We start from the raw sequence: 16,142 nt of genomic DNA on the forward strand, positions 1-16,142 counted from the left end.
AGGTCGGCTGTCAGGCCGCCTTCGCTGGCAAGCCAGCTCCCACAGGGACAGGGTGAATCTGGCAGAGATAGGTTGGCAGTGAAGACGCTTTCGCGAGCAGGCTCACTCCTACAAAAGCAAAGGTAAAGCAGCGCAGCTGCCCGCGGCGAAGCCGCACCACTCAACAATGAGCGTTAGCTCGCGTGCCTTTGATCTTGCTTTTGATCCACGGGCGACTTCGGAAGGCTGAGCGGAGGGATTGATCCGGGCGTGGGAGCGCAGCGACCGTCTGGCGCAGCCAGACACAGCGGAAGGAGGTGCAGCGAAGCAAACCGGAAACGCTGCGCCCGGATCGATCCCGCAGCGAAGGAACCCGAGCCTGCGAGGGCCGAACGCAGGAGCAAGCCTTTTTGGGTACTTTTTCGGCGTCTGGAAAAAGTGCCTCGCCGTAAGGGCGAAACCGCCAGCAGCCGCTACCGAAGCAACGGATATTCACACCCGACAAACCCAAGGCATGGCCGGCCCAGAGGCCGCCAAGACAACCCGAGCGAGAAAATGTTAGCGTGCTTGCAATCAAGCCCGACGAGCCCAAACCCAATGAAAAAAACAGTCCTGGCCTTCAGCCGCATCACCCCCCCCATGATCGAACGCCTGCAAGAAGAGTTCGACGTCATCGTCCCCAACCCCAAGAACGGTGACATCAACGCCCAGTTCAACGAAGCCCTGCACCACGCCCACGGCCTGATCGGCGTCGGCCGCAAACTGGGCCGCGCGCAACTGGAGAACGCGACAAAACTCGAAGTGGTCTCCAGCGTCTCGGTCGGCTACGACAACTACGACCTCGACTACTTCAACGAACGCGGGATCATGCTCACCAACACCCCCGACGTACTCACCGAAAGCACGGCGGATCTGGCCTTCGCGCTGATCATGAGCAGTGCCCGCCGCGTCGCCGAACTCGACGCCTGGACCAAGGCCGGGCAATGGCAGGCAAGCGTCGGCGCCCCACTGTTCGGCAGCGATGTACACGGCAAAACCCTCGGCATCGTCGGCATGGGCAACATCGGCGCCGCGGTCGCCCGTCGTGGCCGCTTTGGCTTCAACATGCCGATCATCTACAGCGGTAACAGCCGCAAGACAGAACTGGAACAAGAACTCGGCGCCCAATGGCGCAGCCTTGATGAGCTACTGGCCGAAGCCGACTTCGTCTGCCTGGTGGTACCGCTAAGCGACAAGACCCGTCATCTGATCAGCCATCGCGAACTGGCACTGATGAAACCGAGCGCAATTCTGGTCAATATCTCTCGCGGCCCGGTTGTCGACGAACCTGCACTGATCGAAGCCCTGCAAAACAACCGCATCCGTGGCGCCGGGCTGGACGTCTACGAAAAAGAACCGCTGGCCGAGTCGCCGCTGTTCCAGCTGAAAAACGCCGTCACCCTGCCGCACATCGGTTCAGCCACCACCGAGACCCGCGAAGCCATGGCCAATCGCGCACTGGCCAACTTGCGCAGCGCCCTGCTCGGCGAACGGCCTCAGGATCTGGTCAACCCGCAAGTCTGGCGCGGATAAAAAACCGGGCCAGCGCAACAAAGCGCTGGCCCTGGACTTATTCTCGATACATAACTTGCAACCGAACAGCAAAGCCAAATCAGGCAACTGCATATAAGCTCTCGACACTTATCAATTTATTGATTGATTAATTGCAAGGAGAGCAAATTTCGTGGACACCCTGACCACTGACAAACTCATTCGTTACAGCAAAGTCATCTTGATGGCTTATATAAGCTTCTTTGGCCTGCTGGTGATGATTCACAACTTCACCGACTACGAGTCCAATTACACATACGTCGCGCACATCCTGAGCATGGACACCACCAATGCCAGCGAGAACATCATGTATCGGGCGATTGACTCGCCGATGATCCATCACCGGATCTACTGGTTCATCATTACCATGGAAGTCACCTACACGGTGCTCTGCATGATCGGTACTTACCAGTTATATCGCTACATCGATGCATCGGCTGCGGCATTTCATGAAGCCAAGAAATTTTCGATCATGGGCATATTGGTCGCCCTCTTCATTTATTACGTTTGCCTGCAAACTGTCGGTGTGGAGTGGTTCGACATGGACACTTCGCAATCATGGAATGCCAAGGACTGGGCAAGACATATTGTCGATTTCATTTTCCCGGTAATGATTTACATCACATTGAAAGTTGAGCGCTGAACCACAGCACTCGTTTTATCAAGCCAACTTTCCCTGACGGGCAGACAACAGCTTTTTCGGTTTACGAAACACCAACACGTTGCCCAGCATCACCAACACCAGCCCGGCCAGCGCCGGTGCGGTCCACTGATAACCTTCGGCGAACGCCGATACGTTCAGCGCCACCACCGGGAACAGCACCGTGCAATAAGCGGCACGCTCCGGGCCCATGCGCCCGACCAGCGTCAAGTACGCGGTGAAGCCAATCACCGAGCCGGGAATCACCAGATACAACAGCGCACCGACATAACGCGACGACCAGTCCATGTCGAAAGGAATGCCTTTGACCAGACACCAGACCGACAACATCGCCGCGCCATAGGCCATGCCCCAGGCGTTAGTGGTCAGCGGCCTCAGGCCGGCCTTCTGCTGCAGACTCGACAACATGTTGCCCGCCGAAAAACACAGGGTGCCGCACAACGCCAGACCGAGGCCGAGCAAGGTTTGCGGACTGGCCTGATGCCCAGCCAGTTCCGGCCAGAACAGCAGCCCCAGCCCGAACAGCCCCAGCGCGCCGCCCATCAGCACATTACGCGCAATGCGCTGGCCGAAGAACACTCGCGCATTCAGCGCGTTCCACAACGTTGCCGTCGAAAACACCACCGCCACCAGCCCACTGGGAATCCACTGACTGGCCGTCAGGAAGCACATGAAATTCACGCAGAACAGACACAATCCCTGTGCCACACAGATCAGATGCCCGCGTCGATTCATCGGTTGCAGGCGCCGACTGAGCAGCAACAGCGCAAACAACACCAGCGCAGCAAGACCGAAACGGTAGACAATCGATACTGGAATTTCGACCACGCCCAACTGCCATTTCAAGGCAATCCAGGTGGTGCCCCAGATCAGCACGGTCAGCAGATACAACGACAGGTTCATGACAGACGCTCCTTAAACAGGCCTTGAGTGTCCGCCCGGACTCGCCTTGAACGCTTGCAGAATCTTGCGCTTTTGTCTGCCGACAGGCTGGCAGCGCGGTGCCTACGGAGTAGGATGCAAGGCGTTGGAGAGAACGAACATGGCCGCCATTGATACCCTGCAAGTCTTTCAAGCATTAAACAGCTCGCCGAACGCACGCCTGGTGCACAGCGCCGAGCTCGGTGACGGCTTGGCGGCGGCTTTGTGGACCAATCACCACGACGCCCGCGAATACGAAGCGCCGAATCATCACACCCTCTCCTGCTATATCGCCGGCGGCACCGGCACATTCCGTCGTGGCCAGCCGGGGCGAAAGGGCGGGCCGGACAAACTGTGCATTTTGCCGGCCGATCACGAATCGGGCTGGGTGATCAATGGCGATATCCGTCTCGCGCACCTGTATTTCAGCGCCGAGCAATTCGCCCTGGGCTGCGTGACCTTGCTTGATCGCGAACCACGCGAGATGCAGTTGCGTGAACAGACGTTTCTTGAAGATCCGCTTCAGGCACAGCGCTTTCGGCAATTGCTGACCCTGAACTGGGAAGAACCGGCAGAGCGCTTGCTGACCAGCAGCCTCGCCCACGAATTGATCAGCCACACCCTGCTCAGCCAGGTTGGCGTGCGGCAAGGCCTGCGTTTGAAGGGCGGATTGGCACCGCATCAACGCCGACAATTGGTGGAGTTCATCGACAACCAGTTGAGCGACGCAATCAGCCTCGGGCAACTGGCCGGGGTGTGTGCGCTATCGGAATACCACTTTGCGCGGATGTTCCGCGTGAGCTTCGGGCTGCCGCCGCATCAGTATGTGCTGGCGCGCCGCCTGAGCCGCGCGCGCGAGTTGTTGCGCGGGACGGCGCTGCCGCTGGGCGAGATTGCGCTGGCGTGCGGGTTTGCCAGTGCCAGTCACTTTACCAACCGGTTTCGCCAGGTTCTGGGTGGGACGCCGGGGGAATATCGGCAGGCGTTTTTGCGCTAAAGCCTCGCACCTTGTCCTCGGTTCTGGCCCCTTCGCGAGCAGGCTCGCTCCCACCTTGGAATGTAGCTTCCTGTGGGAGCGAGCCTGACTCCGAGCGGCGCTCCGACGAAGAACAATGATGCGATTCTGGATCAGAACTCCAGAGTGCTCGACAAGGAAACCTGTCGCGAATCGCCCATCGACACAAAGAAGCGGCTCGCCGAAGAGGTGTAATAAGTGCGATCAAACAGGTTCTTCACGTTCAACTGAAACTTGACCTTCTGCCCTTCGACTTTAGTGTCGTAAGTCGCAAACGCATCAGCCACGGTATAGCTCGGCAGATCAAAATCATTCACCGCGTTGCCCGCCCGCTCGCCGACATACCGCGCGCCGGCACCGACACGCAATTGATCGCCGCCGAACACACTGCCGAAGTCATACACCGCCGACAGCGAGCCGGAATTTTTCGCTACGTTTTGCAGGCGCTTACCCTTGTATTCCGGGTCTTCGGTCACTTCAGCATCGGTGTAGGCGTAGCTGCCGATCAGGTTCCAGTGCTCGCTGAGCTGACCGCTCAAATCCACTTCGAGCCCGCGTGAACGCACTTCGCCCGCCGCGCTGTAGATCGTCGTCGGGCCTTCGGAGTTGGCCACCAGCACGTTGCGTTTCTTGATGTCGAACAGCGCGATATTACCGGTGATGCTGCCCGGCAAATCCAGCCGCGCGCCCAGCTCCCACGACTTGGCTTCCTCGGGCGCAATGCTGCCGTCGAGCACAGTGCTGCTGCCACTCAGCGGGGCGATGGTCGAGTTGGGTTTGAACGATTCGGTGTAGCTGCCGTAGAACGACAAGGCATCGGTGTAGCGATACACCAGACCTGCGCGCGGCACCCATTTCTGGCCGTTGCTGTCGGTATTGGCCTTGAACGGCACGCCTTTGCCGGCGTACTGGTCGTATTCCTGAAAGCGTCCGCCAGCGACCAGAATCCACTGCTCGTTGAGATGAATCGAGTCCTGCAGGAACACCGAGTCGCTGCGCAGTTCATCGGTCTGCGCACTGTCGGGTGCGCTCACCGTCGAGCCCATCACTTCGCGGCCGTACACCGGATTGAGGTAGCTGAAGGTGGTCAGGCTTTTCTGCCGGATCAAATCCTCGCGGTAGATTTTGCGGTACTCGTCATCGACGCCGAACACCAGATCATGTTGCATGCCCAGCACATTGACCTTGCCTTCGAGGCTGACGGTGGTGAAACGATCGGTGCTGATCGCGTTCTGCGTACCGTCCATGCTGCGCGTCAGCGTGCCGTTTTTGGTATTGATCGCGGTCACGCGGACCTGGCTGGCGTCGTAGGTTTCGCGGTTCCAGCTATAGCCGAAGTGAGCTTTCCAGTCGTCGTTTAGCTCATGATCGGCTTCGAAATGGTACAGATCCGAACGCCCTTCCATGTCGTTGAACGGCTCGTCGAGACGCTCCTTGCGGGAGATATCCAGTGGATGATTGGTACGCGGATCGATCAAGGTGCCACGGTCGAACGGGGTGAGGAATTCGCGGTGTTCGTAGGCAAACAACAGCTTGGTGCGCTCGCCGTACCAAGCCAGCGACGGCGCAATCAGCGTCTCGCGGTGCGTGCCGAAATTGCGCCAGTAATCTTCGTCTTCATGATCGAGGACCATACGATAGGCGAATCCGGAATCGCCCAATGCACCGGTGCTGTCGAACGCGCCGCCGCTGCCATTTTTGCCGTCGCCGTAAGTCGAGCCGCGCAGGGTCAGGGCGTTGTACTGAGTGAGTTCGGGCTTTTTGCTGACCAGGTTGACCACCCCGCCGGGGTCTTGAATCCCGTAGAGCAACGAGGCCGGCCCCTTGAGTACTTCGACGCGATCCACACTGGCGTTCATGCCACGGCCCTGCACAAGCGGCATGCCGTCGCGCATGATCGAGCCGTTGCGGTTGTCGCCGAAACCGCGGGTCATCACCGAATCCTGCGTGCTGCCCAAGGTGTTGCCTTGGGTGATGCCGCTGACGTTGGCCAGCGCGTCATCAAGATTGCGTGGCGCCTGATCGCGAATGACCTGCGCCGGGATGATGTTGACGGTCTGCGGAATTTCCTGCAACGAGGCCGAAGAACGCATCACCGAACTGGTCTGCGGCGGCTGATAACTCATCGATTCATCGCGCATCGAGGTGATCGTTGTGGCACCAAGGTTCAGCGCGCCTTCGCTCGGCTGGGGTTCCAGCGCCAAGGTGTGGGGGTCGGTGCGACGGAAGCTCAGGCCGGAGTTGCCGAGCAAGCGTTGCAGTGCCTGTTCGGCGCTCATCCGACCGGTGACCGCCGGGGCATTGAGGCCGTACGGCGCTTCATCGGTGTAAACCACGCTTTGCCCGGTGACGCGGCTGAAGTCATTCAAGGCTTGTGGCAGCGGTTTCGCGGCGAGGGCAAAATTGAACTGCTGTTGCGGCTGATTACTGACCGCCTCAGCGGCCACTGCCACCCGCATCGGCAACAGTGCCAATGCGGAAAAACTCAACGCCGACACGCTTAACCACTGTTTGACCGAACCCGACTTTGCCTTGGACTTCATTGCTTAACGACCTGTGTAGAACCGCAACGGATGCGAATGAATCGCAGTTTCAGTCACTACACGGATGGGGCTCGGAGTTACCTCACCAAGATTTCGAAATTATTTTTTGGGAGTGTTGTGCTGTTTGTTCTGGCCCCTTCGCGAGCAAGCCCGCTCCGACATTTGAACTGCGCTCCCCCTGTGGGAGCGAGCCTGCTCGCGAAGAGGCCGGCAGCCTCACTGCAAAATGATCAGACGCCCCAACACCCGATGCTGCTCAAACCCCAACACCCCCTGCAACGAATTGAGCACCGCCTGCGGATCCTTGCTCGGAAAACTGCCGCTGACCTTGCGCGCCGCCAGCTCGTCATTGAGCACAACAATCCGTCCCGGGTAATAGCGACGTAAATCTTCCACCACATCGGCCAGGGTTGATTTGTAATACGTCAGCCACCCCTGGCGCCACGCCATTTGCGCTTCACTGTCCACCGCATGGAGCTTTTGCGCCGTTCCGTCAGCGTAAGCGACCTGTTGACCGGCAGTGAGAATCTGCTGCTCGCCGTCACGACTGGCGGACACGCCGACGCGCCCGGACATTACCGTGACCTGCGCACCGTGAGGCTTCAAACGCACTTCAAACCGGGTGCCGAGCACCCGCGCCTCGCCCTGCTGCGCCGCGACCACAAACGGATCGCCGGTGTGGCTGACGCTGAAGAAACCGGCCCCCCGGATCAGTTGCACGCGCCGCTGACCGTGACTGAAATCAACGGCAATCGCACTGTCGGCATCCAGGGTCACTTGCGACTGATCGGCCAGTGTCACCGTGCGAATTTCGCCAGGCGCCGAGACGTAATCGGCGCCAAGATCATCGACCCAGCGCTGCGGCTGCCAGCCTGTGCCAAGGCTGACCATCAGCAACAAACATGCGGCCATCGCGAGCGCCCCCGCCGCACGCCGGAGTTGCGGACGCCGAGGTCGATCCATTGCGTCGAGATACCCTTGCAGCGCAGCCGCTTCTTCAGCGGCAAGCGAGCGCGCCGGGCTTTCGCTCAATTCCCAGACGACCTGCGCCTGTGCATACGCTTCGGCGTGGGCCGGATCGGCACGCAGCCATCGGCTGAAGGTCAGTTGATCGCCGGCACTCGGCCGATCATGCAACAGGCTCAGCCAGGCGAGAGCGGCTTGCTCCTGAGCGGGGGTCGGGGTGACGGAATCGGATCGGTTCACGGTGCTTTCCCTGGCAGGCGTGGCGCGGGTTCGCGCAGGCTGGCCTTGCAGGCCTCGAGGGCGCGCATCATATGTTTTTCCACGGCGCTTTGGGACAGGCCCATGGCTTTGGCGATGTCGGCGTACTTGCGACCGTGAATGCGATTGAGCAGAAAAATCTGCCGGGTACGCTCAGGCAAGGCGCGCAGTGCAGCTTCGACATGGCGCAGGTCGTTGCCCGCCTCCAGTGCCGCTTGCGGCTCGCTGCCGTGGCTGTCGGGTTCGTCCGGCTGCCAGCCTGCCTTGACGCGGGCCCGCGTGCCTTCACTGCGCAAATGGTCGATGGCAATGTTGCCAGCGCAGCGCAGCAGATAAGTGCTGAGTTCCTCGACCTGCACCAGTGGCCGGCGCCAGAAACGCAGAAACAGATCCTGGACCAGATCCGCCGCCGTCGCTCGGCAGCCGACACGCCGGTTCACCAGCGCTTCCATTTGCGCACGCTGGGACAGGAACACCTGGAGAAAATGCGCACGGGCGCCACGCGGCTCGTCGTCGCGCGATTCCGGCGGCAGACCGATTAGCATCTCAGCACTGCGCCCAGGCCATCGCCTGCAGGAAGCCCTCTTTCATGCCAGCCCCAGGCCGCGCGCAACGCCGGAGACGGTGGCGAGAATCACGCTCGGCACCAGCAAGCCGACCCACGCCGACCAGGCGCTGCGGCAGACAAAACACCAGAGCACCGCGACCAGATAAACCAGAAAAGACACGGTCATGCCGGTCACCACCGCTTCGGCGCGGTTCAACGGCAGCCACAGCGTCAGGGTGACGCTGGCCAGCGCCGCGACCAGATAGCCGCCAAAAATTGCCGCCAGCACCCGCGAGGTGAGCGCCAGACGATAGGACATGGGAAGCGTGGCGAGTTTGCCTTTCATCTTTCGGCCCTGAAACGAAAAACGCCCGGCCGACAAGCCGAACTACAGACGAGCAATATTAATGATAAATATTCTCATACGCAAAAGCATCTGATTGCCGGGGACGGCCTCCAGCCCCTACAATGCGAACCGTTCTTGTTCTCTAACGCACGTTCTCTACGCAAGCATTGCGTCCGGAGTCATTTCGTTGCCGTCCGCCCATCCTGTCGAATCGCTTTACCACGCCCACCACAGCTGGCTTACCGGCTGGCTGCGGCGCCGGCTCGGCTGCCCGGACAGCGCGGCGGACCTGGCTCAGGACACGTTCATCAAGGTACTCACCGCGCGCGAACCGCCTGTCATCATCGAACCGCGCGCCTTTCTCACCACCCTGGCCAAGCGCGTGTTGTTCAATCACTACCGCCGTCAGGATCTGGAGCGCGCCTACCTCGAGACACTGGCGCAGCTGCCAGAGATGGTCGCGCCGTCGGAAGAACACAAAGCGATCATCCTGCAGACATTGGTCGAACTCGATGAGCTGCTCAACGGTTTGCCGCGCCAGGTCAAACGCGCCTTCCTGCTCGCTCAGGTCGATGGCCTGACGTATCCACAGATCGCCGCTGAACTGGGTATCTCGGTGGCCACGGTCAAGCGCCATTTGAACAAAGCGGCCATGCGCTGCTATTTCGCCCTGTGAATCGCGCGCCGGATTTCTCCGCGCAGGTCGCCGAACAGGCGGTGCACTGGCTGCTGGAAATGCAGCAGGGCACGCTGACGCCGCGCCAGCAACAGGCCTGGCAACAATGGCTGGATGCACACAGCGAACACCGCCGGGCGTGGGAACACATGCAACGGGTCAACCAGCGCTTGCGCGGTGTGTCGTCACCGCTGGCCCACGCGGCATTGAACGGGCCACAGTCCACCAGCCGTCGGCAGGCGCTGAAACTGCTGCTGATCCTCGGTGCCGGTTCCGCATTGACCTGGAGCCTGCGCGAGCACACGCCGCTGCCGTCGCTGCTCGCCGATTACCGTACGCCGGTCGGGCAACGGCGCAGGATTGCGCTGGGTGGCGCCGATTCGTTGCAACTCAATACCGCCAGCTCGGTCGATGTCGATGCCGCGCGGCGGTCGATCCGGCTGCTGGAGGGCGAAATGCTTTTGAGCGCTGCGACACCGTTCGAGATAGGCACGGCACAAGGCGTGCTGAAAACCCAAGGTGCGCGCCTCAATGTCCGGCAGTTCGCCGATCGCACGCAGGTTGCGCTGTTCGAAGGGCGAGTCGAATTGACCGGCAGTCAACGCACCCCCCTGCTGTTGCCAGTCGCGCGCCAACTGAATTTCACCACGACCTCCGTCAGTGAGGCTAAACCGCTGGATGCCAACAGCGGAGCCTGGACAGACGGCATGCTGGTCGCCGCGCACATGCGCTTGGGCGATTTTCTTGAAGAGCTTGGCCGCTACCGTCGCGGCCAGTTGAGTTGCGATAGCCAAGTCGCCGATCTGCTGATTTCCGGGACGTACCCACTGGATGACAGCGAACGGATTCTTGAGCTGCTGCAGATCAGTCTTCCGGTCAAAGTGAAGCGCTTTACTCGCTATTGGGTGACCGTCGAAGCCCGGGCGTAAGGCAAAAATTATTGTGGCGAGGGAGCTTGCTCCCGCTGGACTGCGCAGCAGGCCCGTTTTGAAAAGAAGGGCCGCTGCGCGACCCGGCGAAAGCAAGCTCCCTCGCCACAACCGCAGTCGCTGAAAAATATTCGTAAACAGTGAGCCGTTTTTCAGATCTGGCGTGACAGAGAAGGAAAGCCCCCTTGATTCCACCTTCTCAGGATCATTCGACATGCAGCCCACCCGCCTTACGCCACTGGCCCGCAGCCTGCGCAATTTCGTCCTCGGCGCCAGCCTGAGTCTGACCGCCCTGCCTGCTGCACTGGCCGCCGAGACCAAGACCTATCACATCGCCCCTGCGTCGCTGGAAACCGCGCTCAACCAGTTTGGCCGTGAAGCCGGCGTGCTGATTTCCTTCGGCTCGCAAGTCACCAGCGGCGTGCAGAGTCGAGGTCTGGAAGGCAATTACACCGCGCAACAAGGCCTCGATGCCCTGCTCGAAGGCACAGGCCTGCAAGCTCGCGCCGAGGGCAATAATGCGTTCAGCCTGCAACCGGTGGCAGACGCGGCGCTGGAGCTGGACACCTCGAAAGTCGTCGGCGACTGGCTTGGCGATGCGGCGCAGATCAACGTTTTCGAACACCCCGGTGCGCGCGATGTGATCCGCCGCGAAGAATTCGAGCGTCAGGGCGCGACGCAGGCCCGTGACGTGCTCAACCGCATTCCGGGCGTTAACGCACCAGAAAACAACGGCACCGGCAGCCATGACATGGCGCTGAACTTCGGCATCCGTGGTTTGAATCCGCGCCTTGCCGCGCGCTCGACCGTGTTGATGGACGGCATCCCGGTGCCGTTCGCGCCGTACGGTCAGCCGCAGTTGTCGTTTGCACCGATCAGCATGGGCAACATGGATGCGGTGGACGTGGTGCGTGGCGGCGGTGCAGTGCGTTACGGCCCACAGAACGTCGGCGGCGTGGTCAACTTCGTGACTCGGGCGATTCCCGACGAACCAACGGTCAAGGGCGGCTTCCAGACCGAAACCAGTCCATCGTCGAGCCATGACGGTTTCAAGACCAGCGCCAACCTGCTGGCCGGTGGCACCAATGCCAACGATCTGGGCGGCGCATTGCTGTATTCCGGCACACGCGGCGGCGACTGGCGTGAACACAGCGATACCGAGATCGACGACCTTATCCTCAAGGGCAAGTACCAGCTCGACGAGGCCAACAGCTTCAACGCCATGGCCCAGTATTACGAAGGCAAGGCCGACATGCCCGGCGGTTTGAACGTTGCCGACTACGATGCCGATCCGTATCAGTCGACGCGCCCGAAAGACCAGTTCTGGGGCCGTCGGACGATGTTCAACTTCGGTTATCGCTATCAGGAGGATCGCCGCGAGTTCACCGCCAACACCTTCTTCACCAAGACGCTGCGCAGCGGTTATCTCGACCAGGGCACGTTCCTTTCGCTGTCTCCGCGCGAATATTGGGTGCGCGGTCTGGAAACCCGTTTCGCCCAGGGCTTCGACCTCGGTTCGAGCAGCCATGAAGTCGGCGTCGGCTACCGCTACATCAACGAGGCCGGCCACGAGCTGCGTTATCGCACGCCGATCAGCGCCAACGAATACCCGACTACCAGCAGTCGCAACGACCGCGACACCCGTGGCGGCACCGAAGCCAATGCGTTCTTCGTCGATGATCGCATCGACATCGGCAAGTGGACGATCACTCCGGGCGTGCGCTACGAGATGATCGAATCGCAGCAGACCAACAACCTGACCAACGTCAAATACAAGGGCGACTACAACACCGCGTTGCCGGCGCTGAACGTGCTCTATCACCTGACTGACAGCTGGAACCTGTACGCCAACACCGAAGGCTCGTTCGGCAGCGTGCAGTACAGTCAGATGCCCAACCGCGTGACCAGCGGTGAAGTGAAACCGGAAAAAGCCCGCACCTGGGAACTCGGCACGCGTTACGACAACGGTGCGCTGCGGGCGGAAATCGGCGCGTTTCTGATCAACTTCGACAACCAGTACGAAAGCAACCAGACCAACGACTCGGTGATCGCCCGTGGCGAGACCCGGCATCAGGGCATCGAGACCAGTGTCAACTATGCACTGGATGACTTGAGCCCGGCGCTGGCCGGCTTCGACGTCTACGCCAGCTACGCCTACGTCGACGCAACCATCCGCGAAGACGGACCGAACAAGGGCAACCGCGTGCCGTTTTCCTCTAAACACAAAGGCACGGTTGGCGTCGGTTATACCGAAGGGCCATGGAAACTGAACCTGGACAGCAGCTTCCAGAGCGACCAGTTTGCCGACAATGCCAACACGTCCAGGGAAAGTGCTGATGGCAGCACCGGCAAGATCCCCGGTTATATGCTGTTCAGCAGCCGCGCCGGGTATGACTTCGGGCCGCAGTTGTCGGATCTGAACGTGGCGGTGGGGGTGAAGAACATCTTCAACATGCAGTACTTCACGCGTTCGTTCGATGACAACAACAAGGGCAAGTATGTGGGTGAGCCGCGGACGGTGTACGTACAGACTTCGGTGGCGTTCTAGGAAATCGCCCAAAAAAAACGGGCCTGCATCAGCAGGCCCGTTCTCCTTGTGTGACTTGAAATCAGCGCATCAACTGTTGATCGCTGCCTGTTCGTTCTCGTCGAATTCTTCCGCCAACAGCTTGTCGTTGGCTTTGCCGGTAAATGGCACTACAGCGGCGCGTGGTTTGCCTCGTTTTTTGCCGAAATGGTGTTCCAAGGCGTGCTCGAGCTTCTCGGCAGCGCCGTCGATCGCCTGCTCCAGCGAATCGGCTTTATGGGTCACGGAAATCGGTTGGTGGCCTTTTGGCCGCGCTTCCAGTTGGCAGCGCAAGTCATGGGGACCTGGTTTTTCGCCGTTCTCATCGCTCAGGTGAACTTCGACACGGGTCAGGTCTTCTTCATAACGTTCGAGCGTGCTCTCAATAGTTGTACGTACCCACTCCTCCAGTCGCTTACTGCCTTGAATATGGTTATCGCTGTTGACTTGGATTTGCATAGTTCATCCCTTATTTCAGCTAGCTCGCAAGGGGCCTGGATCAGGATTTCGTGACCCCTTGATTACAACAATCGGCCCGAGCGGCGAACATTTCAACCCCTGAAAAAAGATAAATATTCATTCGCAAAAAAAGCCGGACAACCGAGCGAAGCGCTGGTAAGGTCGGGAGTCGGGTCGCCTCGCCTCTTGGCAAAATCTGCTCATGACTGCCCGTCATTCAGCGGGTGTAAACTGCGAAAAATGCCCGCCTCTTCTACCACCCAATCATGTACCGCACGCACGCCTGGATGGCTCAACGCCCCCGGCGCATACAGCAACACATAGCGTTTGTGATTGGGCACGGACAGCCCGAACGGCACCATCAGCGTGCCGCGTTCCAGTTCATCGTTGAGCAAGGTACGTCGTGCGATCGCCACGCCCATGCCGGCGATGGCGGCTTCGATGGTCAGGTGATTGCGGTTGAAAGTGTGACCACGCCGGACGTCGGCGCCCTCGAAACCGATCGCATTCAAATAGAATTCCCATTCCGCATATTCGTAACTGCCGCGCCAGGCAGTGATGTCGTGCAGCAACGGAAAATGCCCCAGATCCGCCGGCCCGTGCAGTGGCGGTCGTCCGCGCAGCAGGCTCGGCGCGCACACCGGAAAGATCTGCTCATCAAGCAAGGCTGTGGATAACAATCCCGGGTAGCTGCCATCGTTCAGGTCGATTGCCAGATCGAAATCGCCCTCGTGCAACGGCACGCTGCTGTCCTCCGCCACGAGGCGCAACTGGATGTCCGGGTAGCGCTGTTGCAGGCGCGGCAAGCGCGGGGTCAACCACTTGCTGAGGAATGAGGGAATCGAACGCACCCGCAAAATCCCGCTGATCATGCCGGCGTCCAGCCGGCGCAGTTCGGCATCGATACTGCCGTAAGCCTCGTTGACCGTCATCGCCAGCCGCTGTCCTTCTGCACTGAGCTCCACGCCGCGTGCCCGTCGATGGAACAGCCGGAAACCCAGGCGCTCTTCCAATTGGCGGATTTGCTGGCTGACCGCGCCCGGGGTGATGTGCAACTCCTGCGCGCAGCGAGTGAACGACAGGTGCCGCGCGGCACAGGAAAACACCTGCAGCCAGACGTAGGTCTGGGCGTGCAATTGACGACTCATTGTTTAGTCCTGCTAAAGGCTTTCTTAGGAAGTTTCGTTGGTCACGTAGGACCGAGGCAGGCAGTATCGCCGACATTGCGCTTGTCCTACAAAAAATGGCAGCGATTCCTCTTCCATTGCTTGTCAGGGTTTAGCATGGCTATCAGCGTTTTTGATCTATTCAAAGTCGGCATCGGTCCGTCCAGTTCCCACACCGTCGGCCCGATGCGCGCCGCCGCAACGTTTGCCCAGGCCTTGATTGATCAACATTTGCTCAACGACGTACGGCGTGTGGAAATCCGTCTGTACGGCTCGCTGTCGGCTACCGGCGTCGGCCATGCTACTGACCGCGCCACAGTCATGGGATTGATGGGCGAATGGCCGGACAGCATCGATCCGTCGACCATCGATCCGCGCATCCGGCAACTGCGCGAGGACGGTCAACTTCGCCTGGCCGGCCAGCACTCGATTGCCTTCAACTGGCAAAACGATCTCCTGCTGCTGGACGAGAGCCTGCCCTACCATCCCAACGCCATGTCTCTGACAGCCTTTGGCGAAACCGCGAAGCTGTGCGAGCAAACGTACTACTCGGTGGGCGGCGGTTTCATCATTGAAGCGGCCGAGGCCGAATCCGGCGTCGCGCCGGCCAGTGACGTCGTGCTGCCTTATGACTTTTCCAGCGCGGCCGAACTGCTCTCGCTGTGCAAAAAACACAACCTGCGCGTGTCCGAGCTGATGATGGCTAACGAGCGGGCGTGGCGCAGCGATGCCGAGATTCGCCAAGGCCTTTTGCACATCTGGTCAGTGATGTGCGAATGCGTCGAACAAGGCCTGCGTCACGAAGGCATCCTCCCCGGCGGTCTGAATGTTCCGCGTCGAGCGGCGAAACTGCACCGCAGCCTGCTGGAAATCGGCAAACCGAATGTCATCAGTTCGACGCTGTCGGCGATGGAGTGGGTCAACCTGTTCGCCCTCGCCGTCAACGAGGAAAACGCTGCCGGCGGGCGCATGGTGACCGCGCCGACCAACGGTGCCGCAGGGATCATTCCGGCGGTTCTGCATTACTACATGAAATTCAATCCGGATGCGTCTGAGGATGACGTCGTCGCGTTCTTTCTCGGCGCGGCCGCCGTCGGCATTCTGTGTAAGAAAAATGCCTCTATCTCCGGCGCCGAAGTCGGCTGTCAGGGTGAGGTCGGATCGGCCTGTGCCATGGCCGCCGCCGGCTTGGCCGACGTACTTGGCGCCACCCCGGAACAACTGGAAAACGCCGCCGAAATCGGCCTGGAACATAACCTGGGCCTGACCTGCGACCCGGTCGGCGGTCTTGTTCAGGTGCCGTGTATCGAGCGCAATGCCATTGCTGCGGTGAAAGCCATCAATGCCACGCAAATGGCCCTGCGCGGCGACGGCAACCACTTCATTTCCCTCGACCGGGTGATCCGCACCATGCGCGACACCGGTGCCGACATGCACGACAAATACAAAGAGACTTCACGGGGCGGCCTGGCCGTGAGCTGGGTGGAGTGCTGAGGAGCCTCCCCTGCCGTCCGTAACAC

At 60.2% G+C, this 16,142-nt stretch carries 14 protein-coding genes; 7 read left to right on the top strand and 7 right to left on the bottom strand.

The window, feature by feature from the left end:
• Positions 1-576: 576 nt before the first annotated feature.
• Together HU743_RS24720 and HU743_RS24725 are read left to right on the top strand one after the other, a co-directional pair.
• Complete coding sequence (locus HU743_RS24720; RefSeq protein ID WP_186651813.1) at positions 577-1,551, top strand: D-glycerate dehydrogenase; 975 nt, start codon at positions 577-579, stop codon at positions 1,549-1,551.
• A gap of 151 nt (positions 1,552-1,702) precedes the next feature.
• Positions 1,703-2,212, top strand: coding sequence for a DUF2165 family protein (locus tag HU743_RS24725; protein ID WP_186651815.1), 510 nt, complete (start codon positions 1,703-1,705; stop codon positions 2,210-2,212).
• 18 nt (positions 2,213-2,230) lie between these two features.
• Here the strand turns inward: HU743_RS24725 and HU743_RS24730 are convergent, their stop codons facing one another.
• Positions 2,231-3,133, bottom strand: coding sequence for a DMT family transporter (locus HU743_RS24730; RefSeq protein WP_186651817.1), 903 nt, complete (start codon positions 3,131-3,133; stop codon positions 2,231-2,233).
• 139 nt (positions 3,134-3,272) lie between these two features.
• Here HU743_RS24730 and HU743_RS24735 point away from each other — a divergent pair, with 139 nt between their 5' ends.
• Positions 3,273-4,148 carry an AraC family transcriptional regulator gene (locus HU743_RS24735; protein WP_186651819.1) on the top strand — a complete coding sequence of 292 codons (876 nt, stop codon included), beginning with the start codon at positions 3,273-3,275 and terminating at the stop codon, positions 4,146-4,148.
• 131 nt (positions 4,149-4,279) lie between these two features.
• On the opposite strand, the gene HU743_RS24740 is transcribed toward HU743_RS24735, so the two are convergent.
• From HU743_RS24740 to HU743_RS24755, 4 genes are all read right to left on the bottom strand, one after another.
• Positions 4,280-6,709 (bottom strand): TonB-dependent receptor, encoded by a 2,430-nt coding sequence (locus tag HU743_RS24740; protein ID WP_186651821.1) that lies wholly within the window; start codon positions 6,707-6,709, stop codon positions 4,280-4,282.
• A 216-nt stretch (positions 6,710-6,925) separates the two neighbouring features.
• A complete protein-coding gene (locus HU743_RS24745; RefSeq protein ID WP_186651823.1) occupies positions 6,926-7,915 on the bottom strand; it encodes a FecR domain-containing protein in 990 nt (329 codons plus the stop codon).
• Complete coding sequence (locus HU743_RS24750; protein WP_186651825.1) at positions 7,912-8,478, bottom strand: RNA polymerase sigma factor; 567 nt, start codon at positions 8,476-8,478, stop codon at positions 7,912-7,914. Before HU743_RS24750 ends, HU743_RS24745 begins: the two co-directional genes overlap by 4 nt.
• A 42-nt stretch (positions 8,479-8,520) precedes the next feature.
• A complete protein-coding gene (locus HU743_RS24755) occupies positions 8,521-8,826 on the bottom strand; it encodes a DUF3649 domain-containing protein (RefSeq protein ID WP_186651827.1) in 306 nt (101 codons plus the stop codon).
• A 187-nt stretch (positions 8,827-9,013) separates the two neighbouring features.
• Between HU743_RS24755 and HU743_RS24760 the strand changes: the two genes are divergently transcribed.
• The 3 genes from HU743_RS24760 to fecA all read left to right on the top strand — a co-directional run bounded on the left by HU743_RS24760 (position 9,014) and on the right by fecA (position 12,979).
• Entirely contained in the window at positions 9,014-9,502 is a 489-nt protein-coding gene (locus HU743_RS24760; protein ID WP_186651829.1) for a sigma-70 family RNA polymerase sigma factor, read from the top strand.
• Positions 9,499-10,431, top strand: a complete 933-nt coding sequence (locus HU743_RS24765) for a DUF4880 domain-containing protein (protein WP_186651831.1) — start codon at positions 9,499-9,501, stop codon at positions 10,429-10,431. Before HU743_RS24760 ends, HU743_RS24765 begins: the two co-directional genes overlap by 4 nt.
• A 214-nt stretch (positions 10,432-10,645) precedes the next feature.
• On the top strand, positions 10,646-12,979 hold the full coding sequence (gene fecA, locus HU743_RS24770; RefSeq protein ID WP_186651833.1) for a TonB-dependent Fe(3+) dicitrate receptor FecA: 2,334 nt from the start codon (positions 10,646-10,648) through the stop codon (positions 12,977-12,979).
• Between the two features lie 69 nt (positions 12,980-13,048).
• On the opposite strand, the gene HU743_RS24775 is transcribed toward fecA, so the two are convergent.
• Both HU743_RS24775 and HU743_RS24780 read right to left on the bottom strand, forming a co-directional pair.
• Complete coding sequence (locus HU743_RS24775; protein WP_186651834.1) at positions 13,049-13,456, bottom strand: HPF/RaiA family ribosome-associated protein; 408 nt, start codon at positions 13,454-13,456, stop codon at positions 13,049-13,051.
• Between the two features lie 200 nt (positions 13,457-13,656).
• Complete coding sequence (locus tag HU743_RS24780; RefSeq protein WP_186547204.1) at positions 13,657-14,604, bottom strand: LysR substrate-binding domain-containing protein; 948 nt, start codon at positions 14,602-14,604, stop codon at positions 13,657-13,659.
• Positions 14,605-14,739: 135 nt separating this feature from the next.
• Here HU743_RS24780 and HU743_RS24785 point away from each other — a divergent pair, with 135 nt between their 5' ends.
• Positions 14,740-16,116, top strand: coding sequence for an L-serine ammonia-lyase (locus HU743_RS24785; RefSeq protein ID WP_186651836.1), 1,377 nt, complete (start codon positions 14,740-14,742; stop codon positions 16,114-16,116).
• Positions 16,117-16,142 lie beyond the last annotated feature (26 nt).

This window comes from Pseudomonas sp. SWRI99, from assembly GCF_014270125.1.
GTDB classification, from domain to species: domain Bacteria; phylum Pseudomonadota; class Gammaproteobacteria; order Pseudomonadales; family Pseudomonadaceae; genus Aquipseudomonas; species Aquipseudomonas hamedanensis.